The sequence below is a fragment of the Nocardia beijingensis NBRC 16342 genome, assembly GCF_001612785.1.
Taxonomy (GTDB): domain Bacteria; phylum Actinomycetota; class Actinomycetes; order Mycobacteriales; family Mycobacteriaceae; genus Nocardia; species Nocardia beijingensis.
Genome location: NZ_BDBC01000005.1, coordinates 1 through 18,598, shown reverse-complemented (window position 1 = coordinate 18,598; position 18,598 = coordinate 1). Strand labels below are relative to the sequence as shown.

General features: G+C 69.7%; 15 protein-coding genes. 6 read left to right on the top strand and 9 right to left on the bottom strand.

The features are described from left to right. Positions 1-691, bottom strand: a 691-nt coding sequence (sepH, locus tag NB3_RS02745) for a septation protein SepH (protein WP_244891743.1), incomplete at its 3' end; no start/stop codon positions are given. Positions 692-901: 210 nt separating this feature from the next. Then, positions 902-2,026 (bottom strand): phosphoserine transaminase, encoded by a 1,125-nt coding sequence (serC, locus tag NB3_RS02740; protein ID WP_067795953.1) that lies wholly within the window; start codon positions 2,024-2,026, stop codon positions 902-904. Positions 2,027-2,090: 64 nt separating this feature from the next. On the opposite strand from serC, the gene NB3_RS02735 reads away from it, so the two are divergent. Beyond that, positions 2,091-2,729: a hypothetical protein gene (locus NB3_RS02735; protein ID WP_067795951.1), complete on the top strand. Its 639-nt coding sequence runs from the start codon at positions 2,091-2,093 to the stop codon at positions 2,727-2,729. Positions 2,730-2,755: 26 nt separating this feature from the next. Here the strand turns inward: NB3_RS02735 and NB3_RS02730 are convergent, their stop codons facing one another. Both NB3_RS02730 and NB3_RS02725 read right to left on the bottom strand, forming a co-directional pair. Beyond that, positions 2,756-3,628, bottom strand: coding sequence for a polysaccharide deacetylase family protein (locus NB3_RS02730; RefSeq protein WP_157111458.1), 873 nt, complete (start codon positions 3,626-3,628; stop codon positions 2,756-2,758). Positions 3,629-3,736: 108 nt separating this feature from the next. Beyond that, positions 3,737-4,885 carry a citrate synthase 2 gene (locus tag NB3_RS02725; protein WP_067795961.1) on the bottom strand — a complete coding sequence of 383 codons (1,149 nt, stop codon included), beginning with the start codon at positions 4,883-4,885 and terminating at the stop codon, positions 3,737-3,739. A gap of 120 nt (positions 4,886-5,005) precedes the next feature. Between NB3_RS02725 and pdxH the strand changes: the two genes are divergently transcribed. From pdxH to NB3_RS02705, 4 genes are all read left to right on the top strand, one after another. After that, positions 5,006-5,698: a pyridoxamine 5'-phosphate oxidase gene (gene pdxH, locus NB3_RS02720; protein ID WP_067795947.1), complete on the top strand. Its 693-nt coding sequence runs from the start codon at positions 5,006-5,008 to the stop codon at positions 5,696-5,698. Positions 5,699-5,766: 68 nt separating this feature from the next. Beyond that, positions 5,767-7,047, top strand: a complete 1,281-nt coding sequence (locus NB3_RS02715; protein ID WP_067795943.1) for an MFS transporter — start codon at positions 5,767-5,769, stop codon at positions 7,045-7,047. Between the two features lie 191 nt (positions 7,048-7,238). Continuing rightward, on the top strand, positions 7,239-8,552 hold the full coding sequence (locus NB3_RS02710) for a citrate synthase (RefSeq protein ID WP_083880375.1): 1,314 nt from the start codon (positions 7,239-7,241) through the stop codon (positions 8,550-8,552). Positions 8,553-8,589: 37 nt separating this feature from the next. Beyond that, the gene (locus NB3_RS02705; protein WP_043719293.1) at positions 8,590-8,949 is read left to right on the top strand and encodes an FKBP-type peptidyl-prolyl cis-trans isomerase; all 360 of its coding nucleotides are present in this window, start codon (positions 8,590-8,592) and stop codon (positions 8,947-8,949) included. Between the two features lie 357 nt (positions 8,950-9,306). Here NB3_RS02705 and NB3_RS02700 read toward each other — a convergent pair whose 3' ends face one another. The 5 genes from NB3_RS02700 to NB3_RS02680 all read right to left on the bottom strand — a co-directional run bounded on the left by NB3_RS02700 (position 9,307) and on the right by NB3_RS02680 (position 15,433). Next, positions 9,307-10,476: a YhgE/Pip domain-containing protein gene (locus tag NB3_RS02700; RefSeq protein WP_067795941.1), complete on the bottom strand. Its 1,170-nt coding sequence runs from the start codon at positions 10,474-10,476 to the stop codon at positions 9,307-9,309. 184 nt (positions 10,477-10,660) lie between these two features. Next, positions 10,661-12,031 (bottom strand): sensor histidine kinase, encoded by a 1,371-nt coding sequence (locus tag NB3_RS02695; protein ID WP_084485673.1) that lies wholly within the window; start codon positions 12,029-12,031, stop codon positions 10,661-10,663. Beyond that, entirely contained in the window at positions 12,028-12,741 is a 714-nt protein-coding gene (locus NB3_RS02690) for a response regulator transcription factor (RefSeq protein ID WP_067795936.1), read from the bottom strand. The genes NB3_RS02695 and NB3_RS02690 overlap by 4 nt, the downstream gene beginning before the upstream one ends. Positions 12,742-12,864: 123 nt before the next feature. After that, on the bottom strand, positions 12,865-13,251 hold the full coding sequence (locus NB3_RS02685; RefSeq protein WP_067795933.1) for a hemophore-related protein: 387 nt from the start codon (positions 13,249-13,251) through the stop codon (positions 12,865-12,867). A 118-nt stretch (positions 13,252-13,369) separates the two neighbouring features. After that, positions 13,370-15,433 carry an AMP-binding protein gene (locus NB3_RS02680; RefSeq protein ID WP_067795930.1) on the bottom strand — a complete coding sequence of 688 codons (2,064 nt, stop codon included), beginning with the start codon at positions 15,431-15,433 and terminating at the stop codon, positions 13,370-13,372. 320 nt (positions 15,434-15,753) lie between these two features. Between NB3_RS02680 and NB3_RS02675 the strand changes: the two genes are divergently transcribed. After that, on the top strand, positions 15,754-18,598 hold a 2,845-nt coding region (locus NB3_RS02675), incomplete at its 3' end, for a sensor histidine kinase (RefSeq protein WP_157111456.1).

Below are 18,598 nucleotides of genomic sequence, written 5' to 3'. Positions count from 1 at the left end.
GCGCGGGCGGCGCGGCCGGAGCAGGCCGCGGTTCGGCCACCGGCTCGGGCTGCGGCGGGGCGGGCTCGGGTTCCGGCGGCACGATCGTGGCCAGTCCGCGCAGCGCGCGTCCGAAGTCCGGATCGATCAGGTCGGAGGCCGGGTCGTCGAGCGGAGAGACCGAGCCGCCGTGCGCGTCCGGCTGGTAACGCCAGTGCGCCGCGATCTCCGATCGCCCGTTCTGCCACTGCAACTGGGCGACCCAGTAACCCTTCTCGTCCTTCCACGCGTCCCATTCGGCGCCCTCGATGTTGTGCCCGCGCGCGGTGAACGCGGCGGTGACCACATCGATGAGGGTGTCGACGGCGGGACCGTCGGGGCGGACCGGGTGCGCCTTCTGGGCGAGCTCGGCGGCGCGGGCTCGCTCCAGCAGCACCGGATAGGCGAATCGCTCGACGCGACTGGCCGGCATTCCGGATTCTTCGGTGACCTGTTCCACGGAGGCCCCTGCACGAATACGGGCCTGGATATCGCGGGGACGCATAGTTGCTTCCATTTCGATCTCTATCTGGCCGAATCGGGCAAGGTCTCCGCGCGCGGCGGCTCGCAGTTTGTCGTCGGCGGGCAGCCGGAACTTCTGACCGGACTCGGTGTCGATGCACACGATGTGTGTGGAGTCGGGCGTCACCCCGATCACTCGAAGTTCACGCACCGTTACCTCCTTATCGCGTCGACTCGCGACACCGCCCACTTTCCGAAACAGTAGTGCACATCTGAGATTCATGGGGCAGGACACGCGGCACGGAAATCTCCTCGGAGACGTCCGTGCCCCGCTAATCTGCTCTGTTCGATCCGCTTTGGCTAATTCTGCGGCGTGTCGATCCCGGGCGTGTTGCGCACTCCGGACCGAGAAATGCGGCGCTCAGCCGAGATTCTGCACGACCCAATCGATGGAGCGGGTCAGCTGGCTGACGTCGTCCGGATCGATCGCGGGGAACATGCCGATACGCAGCTGGTTGCGGCCGAGCTTGCGGTATGGCTCGGTGTCCACGATGCCGTTGGCGCGCAGGATCTTCGCCACCGCGGCCGCGTCGACCGAGTCGGCGAAATCGATGGTGCCGACCACCTGCGAGCGGTGCGCCGGGTCGGTGACGTACGGGGTGGCGTACTCGCTCGACTCGGCCCACGAGTACAGCCGCGACGAGGAGTCCAGCGTGCGCTTGACCGCCCAGTCCAGGCCGCCGTTGTTGTTGAGCCACTCGATCTGGTCGGCGAACAGCAGCAGGGTGCCCAGGGCCGGGGTGTTGTAGGTCTGGTCCTTGGTGCTGTTGTCGATCGCGATCGGCAGCGACAGGAAATCGGGCGTCCAGCGGCCCGAAGCCTTGATCTCCTCGACCCGCTCCAGCGCCGCCGGGCTCATCAGCGCGACCCACAGGCCGCCGTCGGAGGCGAAGCACTTCTGCGGAGCGAAGTAGTAGACGTCGGCGTCGGTGATGGTCACCGGCAGGCCGCCCGCGCCGGAGGTGGCGTCGATGGCGACGAGCGCGTGCTCCGAACCCGCGGGACGCCGCACCGGGATGGAAACGCCGGTGGAGGTCTCGTTGTGCGCCCAGCCGATCAGGTCCGCCGACGGGTCCGACACCGGCTCCGGCGCGCTGCCCGGCTCCGCCGAGACCACGATCGGGTCGCCGATGAAGGGGTTGCCCTTGGTCACGGCGGCGAACTTCGAGCTGAACTCGCCGTTGGTCAGGTGCAGGGAACGCTCCCGGACCAGGCCGAAGGCCGCCGCGTCCCAGAAGGCGGTGGTGCCGCCGTTGCCGAGCACCACCTCGTAGCCGTCCGGCAGGCCGAACAGCTCGCGCAGGCCGGAGCGCACCCGCGCAACCACGTCCTTGACCGGCTTCTGCCGGTGCGAGGTTCCGAACACCGAGGCGCCGACGTTCACCAGCGACTGCAGCTGCTCCGGCCGCACCTTGGAGGGTCCGCAGCCGAACCGTCCGTCGGCGGGCTTGATGTCGTCGGGAATGGTCGGAAACGCAGAGGTCATGGCCAACAGGGTAGTCGGTGGTGTCGCTGTGGCGACGCCCACACTCCGGCTAACGTAAGCGCCCATGAGCATGCCCTCAGCAAACTCGGGGTGGGGATTGCGCGAGCGAGCGCGGAATTTCCGCCTGCGCGGCGCGACGGTTTCGGACGCGATGCGGCGGGAGTTGCTGATCCGCGGGGAGTCGGGAACCGCGACGATCCTCGGCGTGCGTCCGCGCCGCACCGAACCGGGGCACGTGTTCTGGGTCCGTGTGCAGCTGGCCGGTGAGTTCCCCTACGAGACCCGGGTGCGGCAGCGGGTGCCGGACGCGGACCTGGATTGGATGCGGCCGGGCGACGCGGTGTGCTGCCGGGTGGACCCGCGCCACCGCGATCGCCTGGTGCTGTACGTGCCCGACCTCGAAGAAGCCGGCCGGGCGAGCATCGCGAAGATCCTCGCCGACGGCCGCCGCGCCGACGCCACCGTGCTCGCCGCCGCGCCGGTCGCGGCCGACTACTCCGGTCGGGACGATCCGGTGCTGCGGCTGGATCTGGAACTGCGCGCCTGGGACGAACCCAAGCCGTGGCGGGTGCGGCTGGTCCAGCCGGTGCCGCTGCACGCCCTGCGGCTGGTCGACCTCGGCAGGCATCTCGAGGTCGCCTTCTTCGAGGTGGACCGCGGCGACACGGTCGCCGTCGACTGGGTCGCATCGCTCGAGGAGTGAACCTCGGGCTGATGGGTGCCGAGCGGCTACAGGTGCACGAAGGTGAACCCCATGGCGCGGATCTTCGGCAGCGCCGCGATCATCCCCGCCGCGGTTCCTGAGCGCGGCCGATGCATATGGGCCAGGGAAATGGCGCCGGACGCCGCGGCATTCATCGCCGATTGCACCTGGGTGGCCGACGCGGTCGCGCCGAAATCGGCGTTGATACTGAAACCGACCGGGGTTTCACCTAATTCGTTGACGATGGACACCGCGACATCGTCGTAATGCGCGGTGCCGGCGCGGAAGAATCGCGGCGGTTTGCCGGTGATCGTGGTGAGCAACTCGTGGTTGGCCCAGACTTCGTCGGCCGCCTCCCGCGCCGAAGCGGTGCCCGCGATGCCATAGGCTTCGCGGCCGTTCACCGACAGCGGTTTGTGCGCCACACCGTGATTGGCCAGTTCGAAGAGCGGATTCGCCGCCAACTGCGCGGTACGCGCGCGGTTGGCCTCGATCCAGCGTTTGTTGAGGAACAACGTCGCCGGAATCCGCTCGCTGATCAGGAAATTCAGCAGCGACTCATCGATGTCGTTGTTGCCGGTGCCGCCGCACGCGTCGAATGTGAGCGCCATTTGTTTGCCCGCGGCGCTGAAAGTACTTGTGATGCCCGGCATGTCGACGCCCCACTGCCGCGGCAGGCTTCCGGCGTGTCTGGCGGCGACGGCGACCGGTGTGCCGGCGTCCAGCCCCGCCGAGGCCGGAGCGGCCCGCATCCCCGTGGTGGCGCCGGGCGCGATCGACGCGCGCGCCTGCGCCAAAGACGTGTTCTGGGTGGTGCAGCACCCGGTGGCGGCGAATCCTGCGGCCAGAGCGGCGCCGACGCCGAGCACCCGCCGCCTCGATATTCCTTTGTCCAGCATCCCTCTAGTCCTCTAGCTTCCCCTCCCGGATGCTACGCGAGCCGGACCTGACGGCGGGACAACGTCTTCCGCCTTCAGGTCCGGCTCGCGGTCGTGCCGCCGTGCGCGCTACGTGTGCGCGATCGTGGCCCAGCCCTCGACGTCCTCGGGCTTGCGGGGGCCGGGGCCGGTGTAGATGGCCGCCGGGCGGACCAGCTTGCCCAGTTGCTTCTGCTCCAGGATGTGTGCGCACCAGCCCGCGGTGCGGCCGCAGGTGAACATGGCGGGCATCATGTGCGCGGGCACCTCGGCGAAGTCGAGGATCACGGCGGCCCAGAACTCCACGTTGGTCTCGATGGCCCGGTCCGGACGGCGTTCGCGCAGCTCGGCGAGGGCGGCCTGCTCCAGAGCGGCGGCGACCTCGTAGCGCGGCGCGGCCAGGCGCTTCGCCGTGGCGCGCAGCACGCGGGCGCGCGGGTCCTCGGCCCGGTAGACCCGGTGACCGAAGCCCATCAGCTTCTCCTTGCGGTCCAGGATGCCCTTGACCAGCGCCCGCGCGTCGCCGGTTCGCTCGACCTCCTCGATCATCGGCAGCACGCGCGCGGGCGCGCCGCCGTGCAGCGGGCCGGACATGGCGCCGATCGCGCCGGACAGCGCGGCCGCGACGTCGGCGCCGGTCGAGGCGATCACCCTGGCGGTGAAGGTGGACGCGTTCATGCCGTGCTCGGCGGCGGAGACCCAGTAGGCGTCGATGGCCTCGGTGTGGCGCGGGTCCGGGTCACCCTTCCATCGGGTCATGAAGCGCTCGGTGACCGTGGTGCACTCGTCGATCTTCTTCTGCGGGACCGCGGGCTGGTAGATGCCGCGCGCCGACTGCGCGACGTAGGACAGCGCCATCACCGAGGCGCGGGCCAGGTTCTCCCGAGCGGTCTCGTCGTCGATGTCCAGCAGCGGCTGGTAGCCCCAGATCGGCGCGAGCATGGCCAGCCCGGCCTGCACGTCGACGCGCACGTCACCGGTGTGCACCGGGAGCGGGAACGGCTCGGCGGGCGGCAGGCCGCGCCCGAACGATCCGTCGACCAGCAGCGCCCACACGTCACCGAAGGTGACGTGGTTCCCGACCAGGTTCTCGATGTCGACTCCGCGGTAGCGCAGCGCGCCGCCGTCCTTGTCCGGTTCGGCGATGTCGGTGGTGAAAGCCACCACGCCCTCGAGGCCACTGACGAAATCGCTGGGTACGGTGGCCTGCCCACCGGAAACCGCGGGGCTGGTAGTCATGTCGCGACGCTCCTTGCACTTGGGTCGCATGTTCTCGCCGATGGGAATTGTCGGATTTGACGAGCACATGCCGATCATCAAAACCTTAGCTCCCCGCTACCGAAGAGTAACGTCTGGCCCATGCGTGACCTGGACAATTCATCCGATCTCGCCGCCATGCGGGTCGACTACGGCGGCCTGCCGCACGGCGGCAACGACGACCTGGACTTGGACGAGACCTGGCTCGCGGGCGGCTGGGAGCCGCTGCTGCGGCACTGGATCGAACAGGCCACCGCGGTCGGCATCGCCGAGCCCAACGCGATGGTGCTGGCCACGGTGTCACTGGCGGACGGCACGCCGCGGCCGGTCGCGCGGACGGTACTGTGCAAAGGCCTCTCGCCCGAGGGTGTGATCTTCTACACGAACTACGACTCGGCCAAGGGCGCGCAGCTGACCGCCCTGCCGTATGCCGCGGTCACCTTCGTCTGGCCCGCGCTGGGCAGGCAGGTGCATCTGCGCGGCGCGGTCGAGCGAGTTCCGGCCGAGACGACGGCGGCCTACTGGCGCTCCCGCCCCCGTGACTCGCAACTCGGCGCCTGGGCCTCACGCCAGTCCCAGCCGATCGCCTCGCGCGCCGAACTGGATCGCACGCTGGCCGAGACGACCGCGCGGTTCGCCGATGCCGACGAGATTCCGGTACCGCCGCACTGGGGCGGTTTCCTGGTCCGTCCCGACGAGGTGGAGTTCTGGCAAGGGCGGCGCGGCAGGCTGCACAACCGCATCCGGATGCGGATCGAAGGCGCGACGACCACCGTCGAGCGCTTGCAGCCCTGACGTATTCCCAGCATGAGGGTGAGAATTCTCGCGTCGATCCGAAAGGGAGGACTGATTACGCTGCGGCGGTGAAACTGCTCGCCGACACCACTCCGCTGCGCGATCCCGACTTCCGACGCCTCTGGAGTTCGGGCATCGTCACCATGATCGGCGCGCAGTTGTCCGTGGTCGCGGTACCGCAGCAGATCTTCCAGATCACCGGCAGTTCCGGCTACGTCGGCCTGGCCGGTCTGTTCGGCCTGGTGCCGCTGATCGTGTTCGGCCTGTGGGGCGGCGCGCTCGCCGACGTGCTCGACCGGCGCAGACTCCTGCTGATCACCAATTCCGGCACCGGGCTCACCGCGCTGGCCTTCTGGCTGCAAGCGGCGGCCGGGGTGGACAACGTGTGGCTCGTGCTCGGTCTGTTCGCCGTGCAGCAGGCGTTCTTCGCGGTGAATCAGCCGACCCGCAGCGCGACCATTCCCCGTCTGCTGCCGGAAGACCAACTGGCGGCGGCGAATTCGCTGAACATGACGGTGATGCAGTTCGGCGCGATCGCGGGCCCGGTGCTGGCCGGGGTGCTCATCCCCGTCGTCGGGCTCGCCACGCTCTACCTGATCGACGCGGTCGCGCTGCTGGCGACGTTGTGGGCGGTGTGGCGGCTGCCCGAACTGCCGCCGACCGGGACGGTGCGCCGCGCCGGATTCCGCACGGTGCTCGACGGTTTCGGCTACCTCGCCACCCAGCGGGTGCTGCTCGCTTCGTTCGCGGTGGACGTGATCGCCATGGTGTTCGGCATGCCGCGCGCGCTGTTCCCGCAGATCGCGCACGAGACCTTCGGCGACCCGGCCACCGGCGGCGTCGCGCTCGGCCTGCTGTTCGCCTCGATGTCGGCGGGCGCGGTGCTCGGCGGGGTGTTCTCCGGGTGGATCCCGCGCATCCGCAGACAAGGGTTCGCGGTGCTGGTCTGCATCGCGCTGTGGGGGCTGGCGATGGTCGGCTTCGGCGTCGCCGTGGGGCTCACCAGCCACGGTCTCGCTCTGGGCGCCGGGCTGTGGATCGCGCTGGCCTGCTCGGCCTTCGGCGGCGCGGTGGACATGGTCTCGGCCGCGCTGCGGGTCACGATGCTGCAAACAGTGGCGACCGACGATCTGCGCGGGCGGCTGCAAGGGGTGTTCACCGTGGTGGTCGCCGGCGGCCCGCGCATCGGTGATGTTGCCCACGGTTTCGCGGCTGCGAGCCTGGGTACCGCTGTGGCCGCGGCAGGCGGAGGCGCGCTCGTGGTGGCGGGCGTGTTGATCGCGGCGGTCGCGTTTCCGGCGTTCACGCGTTACCGTGTCGCTCGCGCTCATGCCGAAATCGCCGCGTGACGTGCGCCGCGACCACCTGGTGACGGCGTCGCGCCGCGGCGCGCGAACCTCACCGCGCCGAGACGTGTTTGTGAGCCGCCGCAGGACTACCCTCCGGTATTGTCCGCGTCGGCCAACGGCTAGCGTTGAGGCAAGCGCATCGTGCGCCACCGCGCCGGTGCCTGTGGTTCTAGCCTGAGAGGGATCCTTCCGTGCCCGCTGAGAACATCATCAACGTCGACGACGACGCCAAGCCGGTTCTTTCCTACCCCGGCGGCGAGTTCCCGATGACGGTCACCAGGGCCGCCGAGGGCAACGACGGGATCGAGCTGGGGAAGCTGCTGGCCAGCACCGGGTACGTGACGTACGACCCGGGCTTCATGAACACCGCCCCGACCAAGTCGGCCATCACCTACATCGACGGTGAGGCGGGCATCCTGCGCTACCGCGGATACCCGATCGACCAGCTCGCGGCGGCCTCGACCTTCATCGAGGTCAGCTACCTGTTGATCTACGGCGAGTTGCCCACCCAGGCCCAGCTCGAGGACTTCACCGACCGCATCCGCAGGCACACGCTGCTGCACGAGGACCTGAAGCGCTTCTTCGACGGCTTCCCGCGCAACGCGCACCCGATGCCGGTGCTGTCCTCGGCGGTGAACGCCCTGTCGGCCTACTACCAGGACTCGTTGGACCCGCGCGACCCCGAGCAGGTTGAGCTGTCCACCATCCGGCTGCTGGCCAAGCTGCCCACCATCGCGGCCTACTCGTACAAGAAGTCGGTCGGCCAGCCCTTCCTCTACCCGGACAACTCGCTGAGCCTGGTGGAGAACTTCCTGCGGATGACCTTCGGCTTCCCCGCCGAGCCCTACGAGGTCGACCCCGAGGTCGCCGCGGCACTGGACATGCTGCTGATCCTGCACGCCGACCACGAGCAGAACTGCTCCACCTCGACCGTGCGCCTGGTCGGCTCGTCTGACGCCAACCTGTTCACCTCGGTGTCCGGCGGCATCAACGCGCTCTGGGGCCCGCTGCACGGCGGCGCGAACCAGGCCGTGCTGGAGATGCTCGACGGCATCAAGGCCAGCGGCAGCGACGTCAAGGAGTTCATCCGCAAGGTCAAGAACAAGGAAGACGGGGTGAAGCTCATGGGCTTCGGTCACCGCGTCTACCGCAACTACGACCCGCGCGCCTCGATCGCCAAGAAGCACGCCGACGCCATCCTGAGCAAGCTCGGCGGCCACGACGAGCTGTTCGACATCGCCCAGGCCCTGGAAGAGGCCGCGCTCACCGACGACTACTTCATCGAGCGCCGCCTGTACCCGAACGTCGACTTCTACACCGGCGTCATCTACAAGGCGATGGGCTTCCCGACCCGCATGTTCACCGTGCTGTTCGCGATGGGCCGGCTGCCCGGCTGGATCGCGCACTGGCGCGAGATGCACAGCGAGCCGCTGAAGATCGGCCGTCCCCGGCAGATCTACACCGGTTACGGCGCTCGCGATTACCGCGAGATCAACAACCGCTGACGCAACCCATCCACCATCTATCGAAGGGGATAGCCGAATGACCAAACCGGAGATCGAGTTCCAGGCGGGGCCCGCGCCCACCGAGCTGGTGATCAAGGACATCATCGAAGGCTCGGGCAAGGAAGCCGTGCCCGGCGGCACCGTGGAAGTGCACTACGTGGGCGTCGAATTCGAATCCGGCGAAGAGTTCGACTCGTCGTGGAACCGCGGCGAGTCCATCACCTTCCCGCTGCGCGGCCTGATCCAGGGCTGGCAGGACGGCATCCCCGGGATGAAGGTCGGCGGCCGTCGTCAGCTGACCATTCCGCCGGAGCTGGCCTATGGCCCGGCGGGGGCCGGTCACCGGCTGTCCGGCAAGACGCTGGTCTTCGTGATCGACCTGCTGAACGCTAACTAGTCTGGCGGCGCCTGCGGCTGTGTTGGTTTCCAGCGCCTGCGGCGCTGGGTGTTCGCGGCCCTCTTATGGCTCGCGTCCGAGCGACCGCCGCTGGCGACTTCGTCGCGGACGCGGCGGTCACTCGGACGCGAGCCGGGCCGCGAACGGCGGATGCTCGGTCTCGCTTCGCTCGAAAGCCGTGGTTGAGGTGAGTGGGCTCGTTGGCACGCCAGTTGCGGATTGAGTGCACGCGGTCCTGAGCAGTCGGACTCCAGGTGACCGGCATCTGTGGATCACCGTTGACTCGCCCGCCGCGAGCCTGAAGGTGGTATGGCCCGTCTTCCATAAAGGAAGACGGGCCATCGTCGTATTCAGAGTTCAGCGCGTGACGATCTCCACCGGGTCGGTGAGGGCCGCCGCCAGCGCTGCTTGCTGGGTGCCGCTGCGCTGGGGCAGGGCGGATACGGCCTTGTCGGTTTGGGTGCTCAAGTTGTGCACGATGTTCTGTAGCTGGCCCACGCCGCCGGTGAGCTGGCCGATGGCGTCGACCAGTTGGGCGCCGCCCTGTTCGGCGAGCTGAGGCAGGCCCTCGGCGAGTTTCGCGCCCTCGGACAGTTGCGCGCTCGCGCTGGTCAGGCGGTCGACGACGGTGCGGAGCAGGGTGCCGAGGTCGGTGTCGGGGTCGACCGCGCCGCCGACGAGCGAGCCGAGGCCGGTCAGCTGGGAGCCCGCCTGGGCGGACACGCCGCGCAGCGCCTCCAGCTTTCCGATGATGTCGGCGAGCGCCGGATCGTTCGCGAACGGCAGCGCGCGCAGCAGCGGCAGCACCTGGTCGAGGCCGCCGCTCACCGTGTTCGCCGTCCGTTCCACCTGCGCGATGGTGATGCCGGTGGAATCGAGCGCCGCGGCGAGCTGACCGGCCTGCGCGGCGGCGCCGTCGACGGTGGAGTTCAGCAACGCGATGGCCGAAGTGAGCTGCGCCGAACCCGATTTCGCGAATTCGAGGAAGCCGAGCAACTGGTCGGCGCCGGAGCTGAACTGGTCGGCTCCCGCGGCGGCCGCCTCGACGCCGGCGTTGAGCAACTGGGCGGTGAACTGCACCTGCGACATCTGCGACCTGGCCTGCGCGACGGCGGTGAGCGCGGCGTCGACGCCGGCGGCGCCGATCCGGTGCGTCACCGCGGTCACCGCGCCGTGCACCAGGTCGGCGTCGGCGTGTTCGTTGGTGTCCACGGTCACCTTGGCCCGCTTCGGTTCCGGTCCGGCCAACGTGCCCATCGAGGCGGTGAGATCGGCGGGCAGCGTGATGACGGCGGCGTAGTCGTCGGCGCTCGCCTCGCCCGGCGCCGCTACGGTCCATTCGTAGCCGCCCGCGTCCTGCAACGCCTTGACCACGCGCGCACCCGTCGGCCCGGCATCGGCGTTGACCAGCGCGATCCCCGTCGGCCCCGGATCCGTTCCGGTCCATGCGACGATTCCGGCCCCGAGCGCCCCAGCTGCGACGAGGCCAACGGCGAAAAGGCCCCGACGGGCGCGTTTTACGATCACGCCGCAGACATTAAACGCGAGTTATGGCGCGCCCCTTGGCGTTTCTCTGAGAGTTGAGTAAGGGGCCGGGGCGTGCACGTGGTGAGGAGTTCGACTGCTCACGCGCCCGGCCCACCACAACCCCCGGTTTCGAGCGGAGCGAGACCGAACATCTGCGAACACCCAGCGCCGAAGGCGCTGGAAATCAAACAGAGCCAGGCAGCTCTAGGACCAGGCGGATGCCGCCGAGGGTGCCCGTGTCGAAATAGGCGCGGCCGCCGTGCAACTGGGCCTGCTGGGCGACCAGCGCCAAGCCGAGGCCGGAACCGCCCTTGCTCGCCTGGCTGCCGCGGAAGAAACGGTCGAAGACGGCCTCGCGCTCGTGCGGCGGGATGCCGCGGCCGTTGTCGTCGATCGAGATCACGATGTGTCCGTCCGGCGCGCGGTGTGCCGAGACCAGCGCCTCGGTCGCCCCGCCGTGTTTCACCGAGTTGGCCAGCGCGTTGTCCACCGCCAGTCGCAGCCCGGCGGGCAGGCCGCGGGTGACCAGTTCGGCGTCGGAATCGATGCGCACGACCAGGCCGGGGAAGTGCCGCATGGCGTCGTGCGCGGCCTGGTCGCACAGGTCGCCGACGTCGGTGGCGACGTGGTCGCGCTCGTTGGTCAGGTCGCCGGTGGCCAGCCGCTCCAGCGCCGCCAGCGTGCTTTCCACCCGGCCCTGGCTGCGCTGCAGGTCGTGCAGGATCTCCGCCCGCTGCTCCTCGTCCAGATCGAGCGTGCGCAGCACCTCGAGGTCGGTGCGCATCGCGGTCAGCGGGGTGCGCAGTTCGTGGGCGGACACGGCGGCGAAGTCGCGTGCGGTCTCCAGTGCGGCGGCGGTCTGGGCCTGTGCCTGGTCCACTCGCTGCAGCATGGTGTTCACCGCGTCGGCCAGTTGTTCCGCCTCGTGCACGCCCGCGCCCTCCACCGGCTCCTGCGGATTGCTCGGATCGGGGAACGCGCTGCGTGCGCCCACCTGCCGGGTGAGCCGGACGATCGGGCGCACCGCCGCGCCCGCGAGCAACCAGCCGAGCCCAGCGGCCGCGGCGATGGCGAGCAGGGCGCCGCCGAGCACCCAGCGTTGCTGCTCGGCGGTGGCCTCGGCCGCGTCGGCTGCCGGTATGCCGATCGCGACTACCCGGCCGGGGGGCTGCTTCTCGGTGGTGGTCAGAATCCGGTAGGGAATACCGTTCACCGGGACGGTGCGGGAACCGACCGGCAGCTCGGGCAGTTCCGAGGGCGTGCTCGCGACGACATCGCCGTTGTCGCGGACGGTCACAGCCATGTTGTTGTTCAGGCCGGTCAGGCTGATGACCCGGACGGCGATCTGCGGTTCGATCAGGACGATCCGCGCCGCGACGTCGAGCTGCTGATCGGATTGCCGCACGTTGTTGCGCTCGATGGCGCGGATGCTGATCAAGCTGATCAGCGTGACGATGATGATCGCGCCCGCGGCGGCCGCGCCCGCGACGCGGGTGCGCAGGGAAAACGCCCGGCGCCGGCGAGTTTCCTGCGGTGCGGTGGCGGGCACCGTCATTTCGGCGCCCGCAGCACGAACCCGACGCCGCGGATCGTGTGCAGCAGCCGGGGAGCGCCGTCCACCTCGAGTTTGCGGCGCAGATAGCCGACGAAGACGTCGACCACATTGGTGTCGGCGGCGAAGTCGTAGCCCCACACCAGTTCCAGCAGACGCTCCCGGCTCAGCACCACCCCGACGTTTCTGGCCAGGGTCGACAGCAGTTCGAATTCCCGCTTGGTGAGTTCGATCTCGCGGCCGTGCAGCAGCGCGCGGTACCCGGCGACGTCCACCTCGAGCGGGCCGACCGTGACCGCGCCTGGGGTCGCTGGGGCGGGTGCGTCCGACCGCCTGCGCAGCAGCGCCCTGATCCGGACGACCAGCTCCTTCAGCACGAATGGCTTGACCAGGTAGTCGTCGGCGCCGGATTCCAGTCCGGCGATGCGGTCGTCCACCGACGCGCGGGCGCTGAGCACGCAGATCGGCACCTCGTTGCCCATCGCGCGCAAGGCGGTCACCACGCCGGCGCCGTCGAGCACCGGCATGTTCATGTCCAGCACGATGGCGTCGGGCGCGTTCTCGTTCACACTGCGCAGCGCTTGCGCGCCGTCCCTGGCCACCAAGACTTGGAAGCCGGACAACCGCAGCCCGCGCTCGACCGAGGCGAGCACGTCCTCGTCGTCGTCGACGACGAGAACCGTCGGGTTCGAGGTCGAGGTCACGTCGTCCATTCTGCTCCCCGCCTCCGGCGAATCTTCGGTCGTGCGAGTCGGCGCGCTGACTCGCGTTCGGAACCCGGAGCTGACCCGCCGGATGCCGGAGACACCCGGCGAGTCACCCGTGTTTCCGCGGGATCAGTAGTTGTGGCAGGTCTCCGCCACGACGCGGATGGTGTCGCGCAACTGCGCGGTCCGCGGGTCGTTCTCCGCCTGGCGCACCGCGTCCGGGTTCTCGTCGATGGCCCGCCGCAACTCGGCCCTGCGCTGCTCGACCGGCTGGTCGAACCTGCGCTGCAACTCGGCCTTCTGGCTCGGGTTCGCGTCGAGCACCGCGGCCAGTTGCGGCGCCTTGTCGTGCAACGCCGCGTCGACCTGGGCGAACGAGCAATCCGAAGTGAGCAGCGGCTCGGCGTATTCCATCGGGCCCGCGGCGGCGATCGCGGGGCTCAGTAGCAACGTGACCGTGGCGATTCCACCTGCTGCCGCGGCGGCGATGGCGGGGCGGCCTACGGAACGTTTCATGAATCTGCCTCCAGATCATCGAGGGGTTTCAGGACGGTCTCGAGGCTATTTCGAACTGCTGGCACCCATATGAACATCCTCTGAGGAAACTCTGAGGACGTCGACGGCGGTGCGGAAATCAGGACGGCACAACCGGATCCACGTCGGGCTCGACCACCTCGCCCGTGTCGGCGCCGCCGCCGTGCGCCGGATCCAGCCACTCGGGACGCGCGGCGCGGATCTGCTGTTCGAGCGCCACCAGCACCGCGGGGTCCTCGATGGTGGACGGCACCTCGAACGTCTCGCCGGAGGTGATCTGCCGGATGGTCTTGCGCAAGATCTTGCCCGATCTGGTCTTGGGCAGCGCGGTCACGATGACGGCGTCGTGCAGCGTGGCGATGGCGCCGACCTGGGTGCGCACCCGCTCGATCAACTCGTCGCGCAACCGGTCCGGGTCGAGGTCGACGCCGGACTTGAGCACCACGTACGCCAGCGGCCGGTGCCCCTTGAGCTCGTCGGGCAGCCCGATGACGGCGCATTCGGCGACCGCGTCGTGCCCCGCGATGGCCGCCTCGATGCTGCCCGCCGAAAGCCGGTGCCCGGCCATGTTGATCACATCGTCGCTGCGGCCGAGGACGTACAGGTAGCCGTCCTCGTCGAAGTAGCCGGAGTCGCCCGTGAGGTAGTGGCCGGGATACGCGGAGAGATAGGAGCGCTCGTACCGGGCTGCGTCCCGCCACAGGCCGGTCAGCGTGCCGGGCGGCAGCGGAAGACCGATGACGATGTTGCCCTCGGTGTTCGGGGCCACCGCGTTGCCGGAGGAGTCGAGCACCCGAAGGCGATAGCCGGGCACCGGCACCGATGCCGAGCCCGGTTTGATCGGCAGCTGTTGCAGGCCGAGCGGGTTGGCGCAGACCGGCCAGCCGGTCTCGGTCTGCCACCAGTGGTCGACGACCGGGCAGTCCGAGCGGCCCGCGAGCAGGATCTCATCGGCCCAGCTGTAGGTGGCCGGGTCGAGGCGTTCGCCCGCGCAGAACAGCGCCCGCAGGGAGGACAGGTCGTGCCGGTGGGCCAGCTCGGCATCGGGGTCGGCCTTGCGGATGGCGCGTAGCGCGGTCGGCGCGGTGAACAGCACGTCGACCTTGTGCTTGTCGATCACCCGCCAGTACTCGCCCGCGTCCGGGGTGCCGACCGGCTTGCCTTCGTACAGCAGCGTGGTCGCGCCGACCAGCAGCGGGGCGTAGACGATGTAGGAGTGCCCGACCACCCAGCCGACGTCGGAGGCGGCCCACATGACCTGGCCTGCGCCGACGTCGTAGATGTTGCGCATCGACCAGGCCAAGGCGACCGCGTGGCCGCCGTTGTCGCGGACCACGCCCTTCGGCTTCCCGGTGGTGCCGGAGGTGTAGAGGATGTAGAGCGGATCGGTCGCGGCGACCGACACGGGATCGGCCCGAGGCGCGTCGCGGACGGCGTCGTCCCAATCGAGCCACTGCGCGGCCACGGTCTCCGCCGAACTCGGCAGGTATTCGGTGGCGGGCTGCGGGGCGGGGAACGGGATCGTGTCGAACTGCGGCCGCTGCTTGACGATCACGGTGCGCGGCGCGGTCGTCTGGGCCAGATCCAGCGCCCGCAGCACGATGGGCGGGTATTCGATCCGCTTGCCCGGTTCCAGGCCGCCGGAGGCTGTGATGATCAACACCGGCTCCGCGTCATCGATGCGGGCGGCCAGCTCGGGGGCCGCGAACCCGCCGAACACCACGGAGTGCACCGCGCCGATGCGGGCGCAGGCCAGCATCGCGATCACCGCTTCGGGAATCATCGGCAGGTAGATCACCACGCGATCGCCCGCGGTGACGCCGAGCCGCGCCATCGCTCCGGCGAACCGCGAGACCTCGTCGAGCAGCTCGGCGTAGGTGTAGACGACGGTGACGTCGGTCATAGCCGAGTCGTATATGAGGGCGGGTTGGTCGGCGCGGCTGGGGACACCGGGGGAAGTGGGGTGGACGTGGCGGTCGAGAGCGTTGAAGGCGGTGTTGAGCCGAGCGCCGGTGAACCACCTGGCCACCGGGCGGGCGCCGCTGTCGACGATCTGCGCGGGCGGCACGTCCCAGTCGATCGCCTCGGCCGCGCCGGCCCAGAACTCGGCGGGATCCACCAAGCTGGTCTGATAGGCCGGTCGATACTCGTGCCGCACGTTCAACCCCGTGACTCCCTAGCCTCGCCTCGATGCCCGCCTCGATAGATCTGGTTGATTGTGGCAGACTTCACGCGACGCCCGGGTGGGTGCCGCTACCTTTGGTTTTGCCTGGAACCGGCAGGTCAACGATCGCGACATCACGCCCCGTCACCCAAGAAGTTATTGATCCGTTAGAATCTGATGTCACTTATTTGGGCCGTCGTAGACGCAATTTCTCGGCCAGCCGCAGCTCTCGGCCAGCTCCACCTGTCGAGCCAAGCACGCGATTGTGGAGGTTCGGTTGATGGCGCGTGGTAGAGGCCAGTTTGGAAAGTGAGTGGGAGATGCGTGACGCCGCTAGTTCCGGCAGTAGCCGCTGGGCGCTGGGCAACTGGGACCTGCGCTGGAAGGTGACGGCGGTACTCGCCGTGCCGCTCGCGGTCGCGGTCGGGCTCGGCGTCTCCAGGATCTCGTCGGAGTTCGCGGACTCGAACCGGCTCGCCGACATCTCGGAGAACGTCGCGGCCATCCCATCCGTCACCGCGCTCAGCGCGCAGACCGCGACCACCGCGGGCTCGCAGATGATCTCGCTGGGCAGCAACCAGTCCGTGGTGACCGACCAGAACCTGGCGGACCTGGACAAAGCGATCGCCAACGCCGAGAAGGCGGTCGGCAAGCTCGACGGGGTGCCCGGCGCGCGCGCGGCCATCGACGACATGCTCACCCAGGCCAAGGGCGTGCGTGCCCAGGGCAAATCGGTGTCCACCGGCCCGCCGTCGGACACCCTCGCGCTGATCGACCGCGTCCGCAGCGACAGCGTCCGGATCGTCGAGACGACGGTCGGCCAGGTCAGCGACACCGCGGTGGACGCGGCCAAACTGCGGCTGGTCGACTCGCTCAACACTCGCGCCACCCTGGTCAGCGAGCTCGCCGCCTTTCCCGAGGTGCTGCGCTCCCAGCAGTCCGGCGTCCAGAACTTCCTCATCGCCTCCAACACCGAGCGCGCGCTGCTCAACGTGCTCGCGCACCGCTTCTCCGACGGCGACACCTCGATCGCCGACCTGCGCGCGGGCATCGACACCAGGATCGCGCTGTTGACCAGCCCGCAGTCGCAGGCGGGCCAGCTTCCCGTCGGTGATCTGAAGAAGTCGCTGACCGACAGCCTCGCGGTCTACGAGCACGTCGTCGGCAAGGCGACCAAGGACATCGACTCCGCGATGAACTCGCTGGTGACCACCGCCCAGCGGGACGCGTGGACCTACACCGCGGTCGTCATCGCCACCATCCTCGCGGCGCTGCTGCTCGCGGTCTTCGTGGCCCGCTCGATGATCGTCCCGCTGCACCGGCTGCGACTGGCCGCGCTGCGCGTGGCCGAGAGCGACCTGCCGCACGAGGTCGCCCAGCTCCGCAACGGCGCGTCGCCGGAGGAGGTGCCGCTGGAGCCGATGCCGGTGCGCAGCACCGAGGAGATCGGTCAGCTGGCCCGCGCGGTCGACGACATCCACGGCCAGGCGCTGCGTCTTGCGAGCGACCAGGCGAAGATGCGGTCGCAGGTCAACGACATGTTCGAGACCTTGGCGCGGCGCTCGAAGTCGCTCGTCGACCACCAGCTCACGCTCATCGAGGCGATGGAGTACGACGAGAAGGACCCGCGCCTGCTGGAGAACCTCTTCCGGCTCGACCATCTCGCCGCCCGCATGCGCCGTAACGGCGACAACCTGCTGATTCTCGCCGGCACCAGGCAGCGCCGCGCCAAGTCCGCCCCGGTCGAGATCGCCGACGTGCTGCGCGCCGCGATCTCCGAGGTGGAGGACTACGAGCGCGTGAAGCTCGGCGCCACCCCCCGCGGTTCGCTGAAGGAACCCGCCGCCTCCGACCTCGCGCACCTGTTCGCCGAGCTGCTGGACAACGCGCTGCGCGCCTCGCCGCCGGAGACCGACGTCAAGTTCACTTTCGCGCAGGCGCACGATCAGGGCCTGCTCATCGAGGTGGCCGACCGCGGCATCGGTATGCCGCCCGCCGAGATGGCCGAGATCAACCGCCGTCTGGAGCAGACCGCCGAGCCCGGGCCGGACACGGCCAGGCACATGGGTCTGTTCGTGGTCGGCAGGCTCGCCGAGCGGCACGGTCTCACCGTGCGGCTGCGGCCGACGTTCGACACCGCGCGCGATCCCGGCGTGACGGTGACCGTGCACGTGCCCGTCGGACTCATCGTCGCGGGCAAACCGAGCGCGGGGCAGCCCGTCACCCCGCAGCCTTCGCCGCAGGCCGCAGCTCCTCAGCGTCCGTCGGCGCCGTCGTCCATGCAGATGCGGGCCGTCCAGCGGACTCCTGGGGGCAATGTCGTGGTCACCGTCGATCCCGGGGTGAGCGGCCCGATCCCGGCCGTGAGCGCCAAGCCCGCCGCTCCGACCAGCGGACCGGTCCCCACCGGCCCCGGCGGACTGCCGCAGCGGCAGCCGGGTTCGGCGATGTCGTCGTCCGGCATGCGCTCGGAGGCCCAGCAGTCGCCCACGAGTCTGCGGCCCGCGCCTGGGCAGCCCGCGCCGAGCGGCCCGCAGCGCGGCAAGCTCGCCGCGGCGAACTTGCCGAAACGCAACCTCAGCCCCGGTGGTCCGCCGCCGCGCCAGCCCGGTGGTCCCGCGGAGCGGCCTGGTTCCGGTCTGCCGCCGCGTGATCCGAATTCGGGTGAATTGCCGGTGCGTCAGCCGGGCGCCAACGGCGTGCCGCAGCCGAGCACCGGTCTGCCGCAGCGTCAGCCGGGCGCCAATGGCGTGCCCGCGCGGGACGCGTCGAACGGTCTGCCGCAGCGTGAGTCCGCCTCGGGTGGTCTGCCGCAGCGGGATTCGGCCAGCGGTCTGCCGCAGCGTGAGTCCGGTGCGAGTGGTCTGCCGCAGCGTGAGTCCGCCTTGGGTGGCCTGTCGCAGCGCGAGCCGGGCGCCACCGGCCTACCGCAGCGGCAGCCGGGTACGAACGGTGTGCCGCAGCGTGAATCCGCCCTGGGTGGCCTGCCGCAGCGCGAATCGGGCGCCACCGGCCTACCGCAGCGGCAGCCGGGGTCGAACGGTGTGCCGCAGCGGGATTCGGCGGCGGGTGGTCTGCCCTCGCGTGAATCGGGTGTGACCGGTTTGCCGTCGCGTGAATCGGGTGCTACGGGTCTGCCGTCGCGTGAGCCGGGTGTGACCGGTC

Bases quoted from the DNA above. Each gene is read 5' to 3' on its own strand.
- serC (WP_067795953.1), bottom strand. From the start codon at position 2,026: ATGACCTCTGCGTTTCCGACCATTCCCGACGACATCAAGCCCGCCGAC.
- NB3_RS02735 (WP_067795951.1), top strand. From the start codon at position 2,091: ATGAGCATGCCCTCAGCAAACTCGGGGTGGGGATTGCGCGAGCGAGCG.
- NB3_RS02730 (WP_157111458.1), bottom strand. From the start codon at position 3,628: ATGCTGGACAAAGGAATATCGAGGCGGCGGGTGCTCGGCGTCGGCGCC.
- NB3_RS02725 (WP_067795961.1), bottom strand. From the start codon at position 4,885: ATGACTACCAGCCCCGCGGTTTCCGGTGGGCAGGCCACCGTACCCAGC.
- pdxH (WP_067795947.1), top strand. From the start codon at position 5,006: ATGCGTGACCTGGACAATTCATCCGATCTCGCCGCCATGCGGGTCGAC.
- NB3_RS02705 (WP_043719293.1), top strand. From the start codon at position 8,590: ATGACCAAACCGGAGATCGAGTTCCAGGCGGGGCCCGCGCCCACCGAG.
- NB3_RS02695 (WP_084485673.1), bottom strand. From the start codon at position 12,031: ATGACGGTGCCCGCCACCGCACCGCAGGAAACTCGCCGGCGCCGGGCG.
- NB3_RS02690 (WP_067795936.1), bottom strand. From the start codon at position 12,741: ATGGACGACGTGACCTCGACCTCGAACCCGACGGTTCTCGTCGTCGAC.
- NB3_RS02685 (WP_067795933.1), bottom strand. From the start codon at position 13,251: ATGAAACGTTCCGTAGGCCGCCCCGCCATCGCCGCCGCGGCAGCAGGT.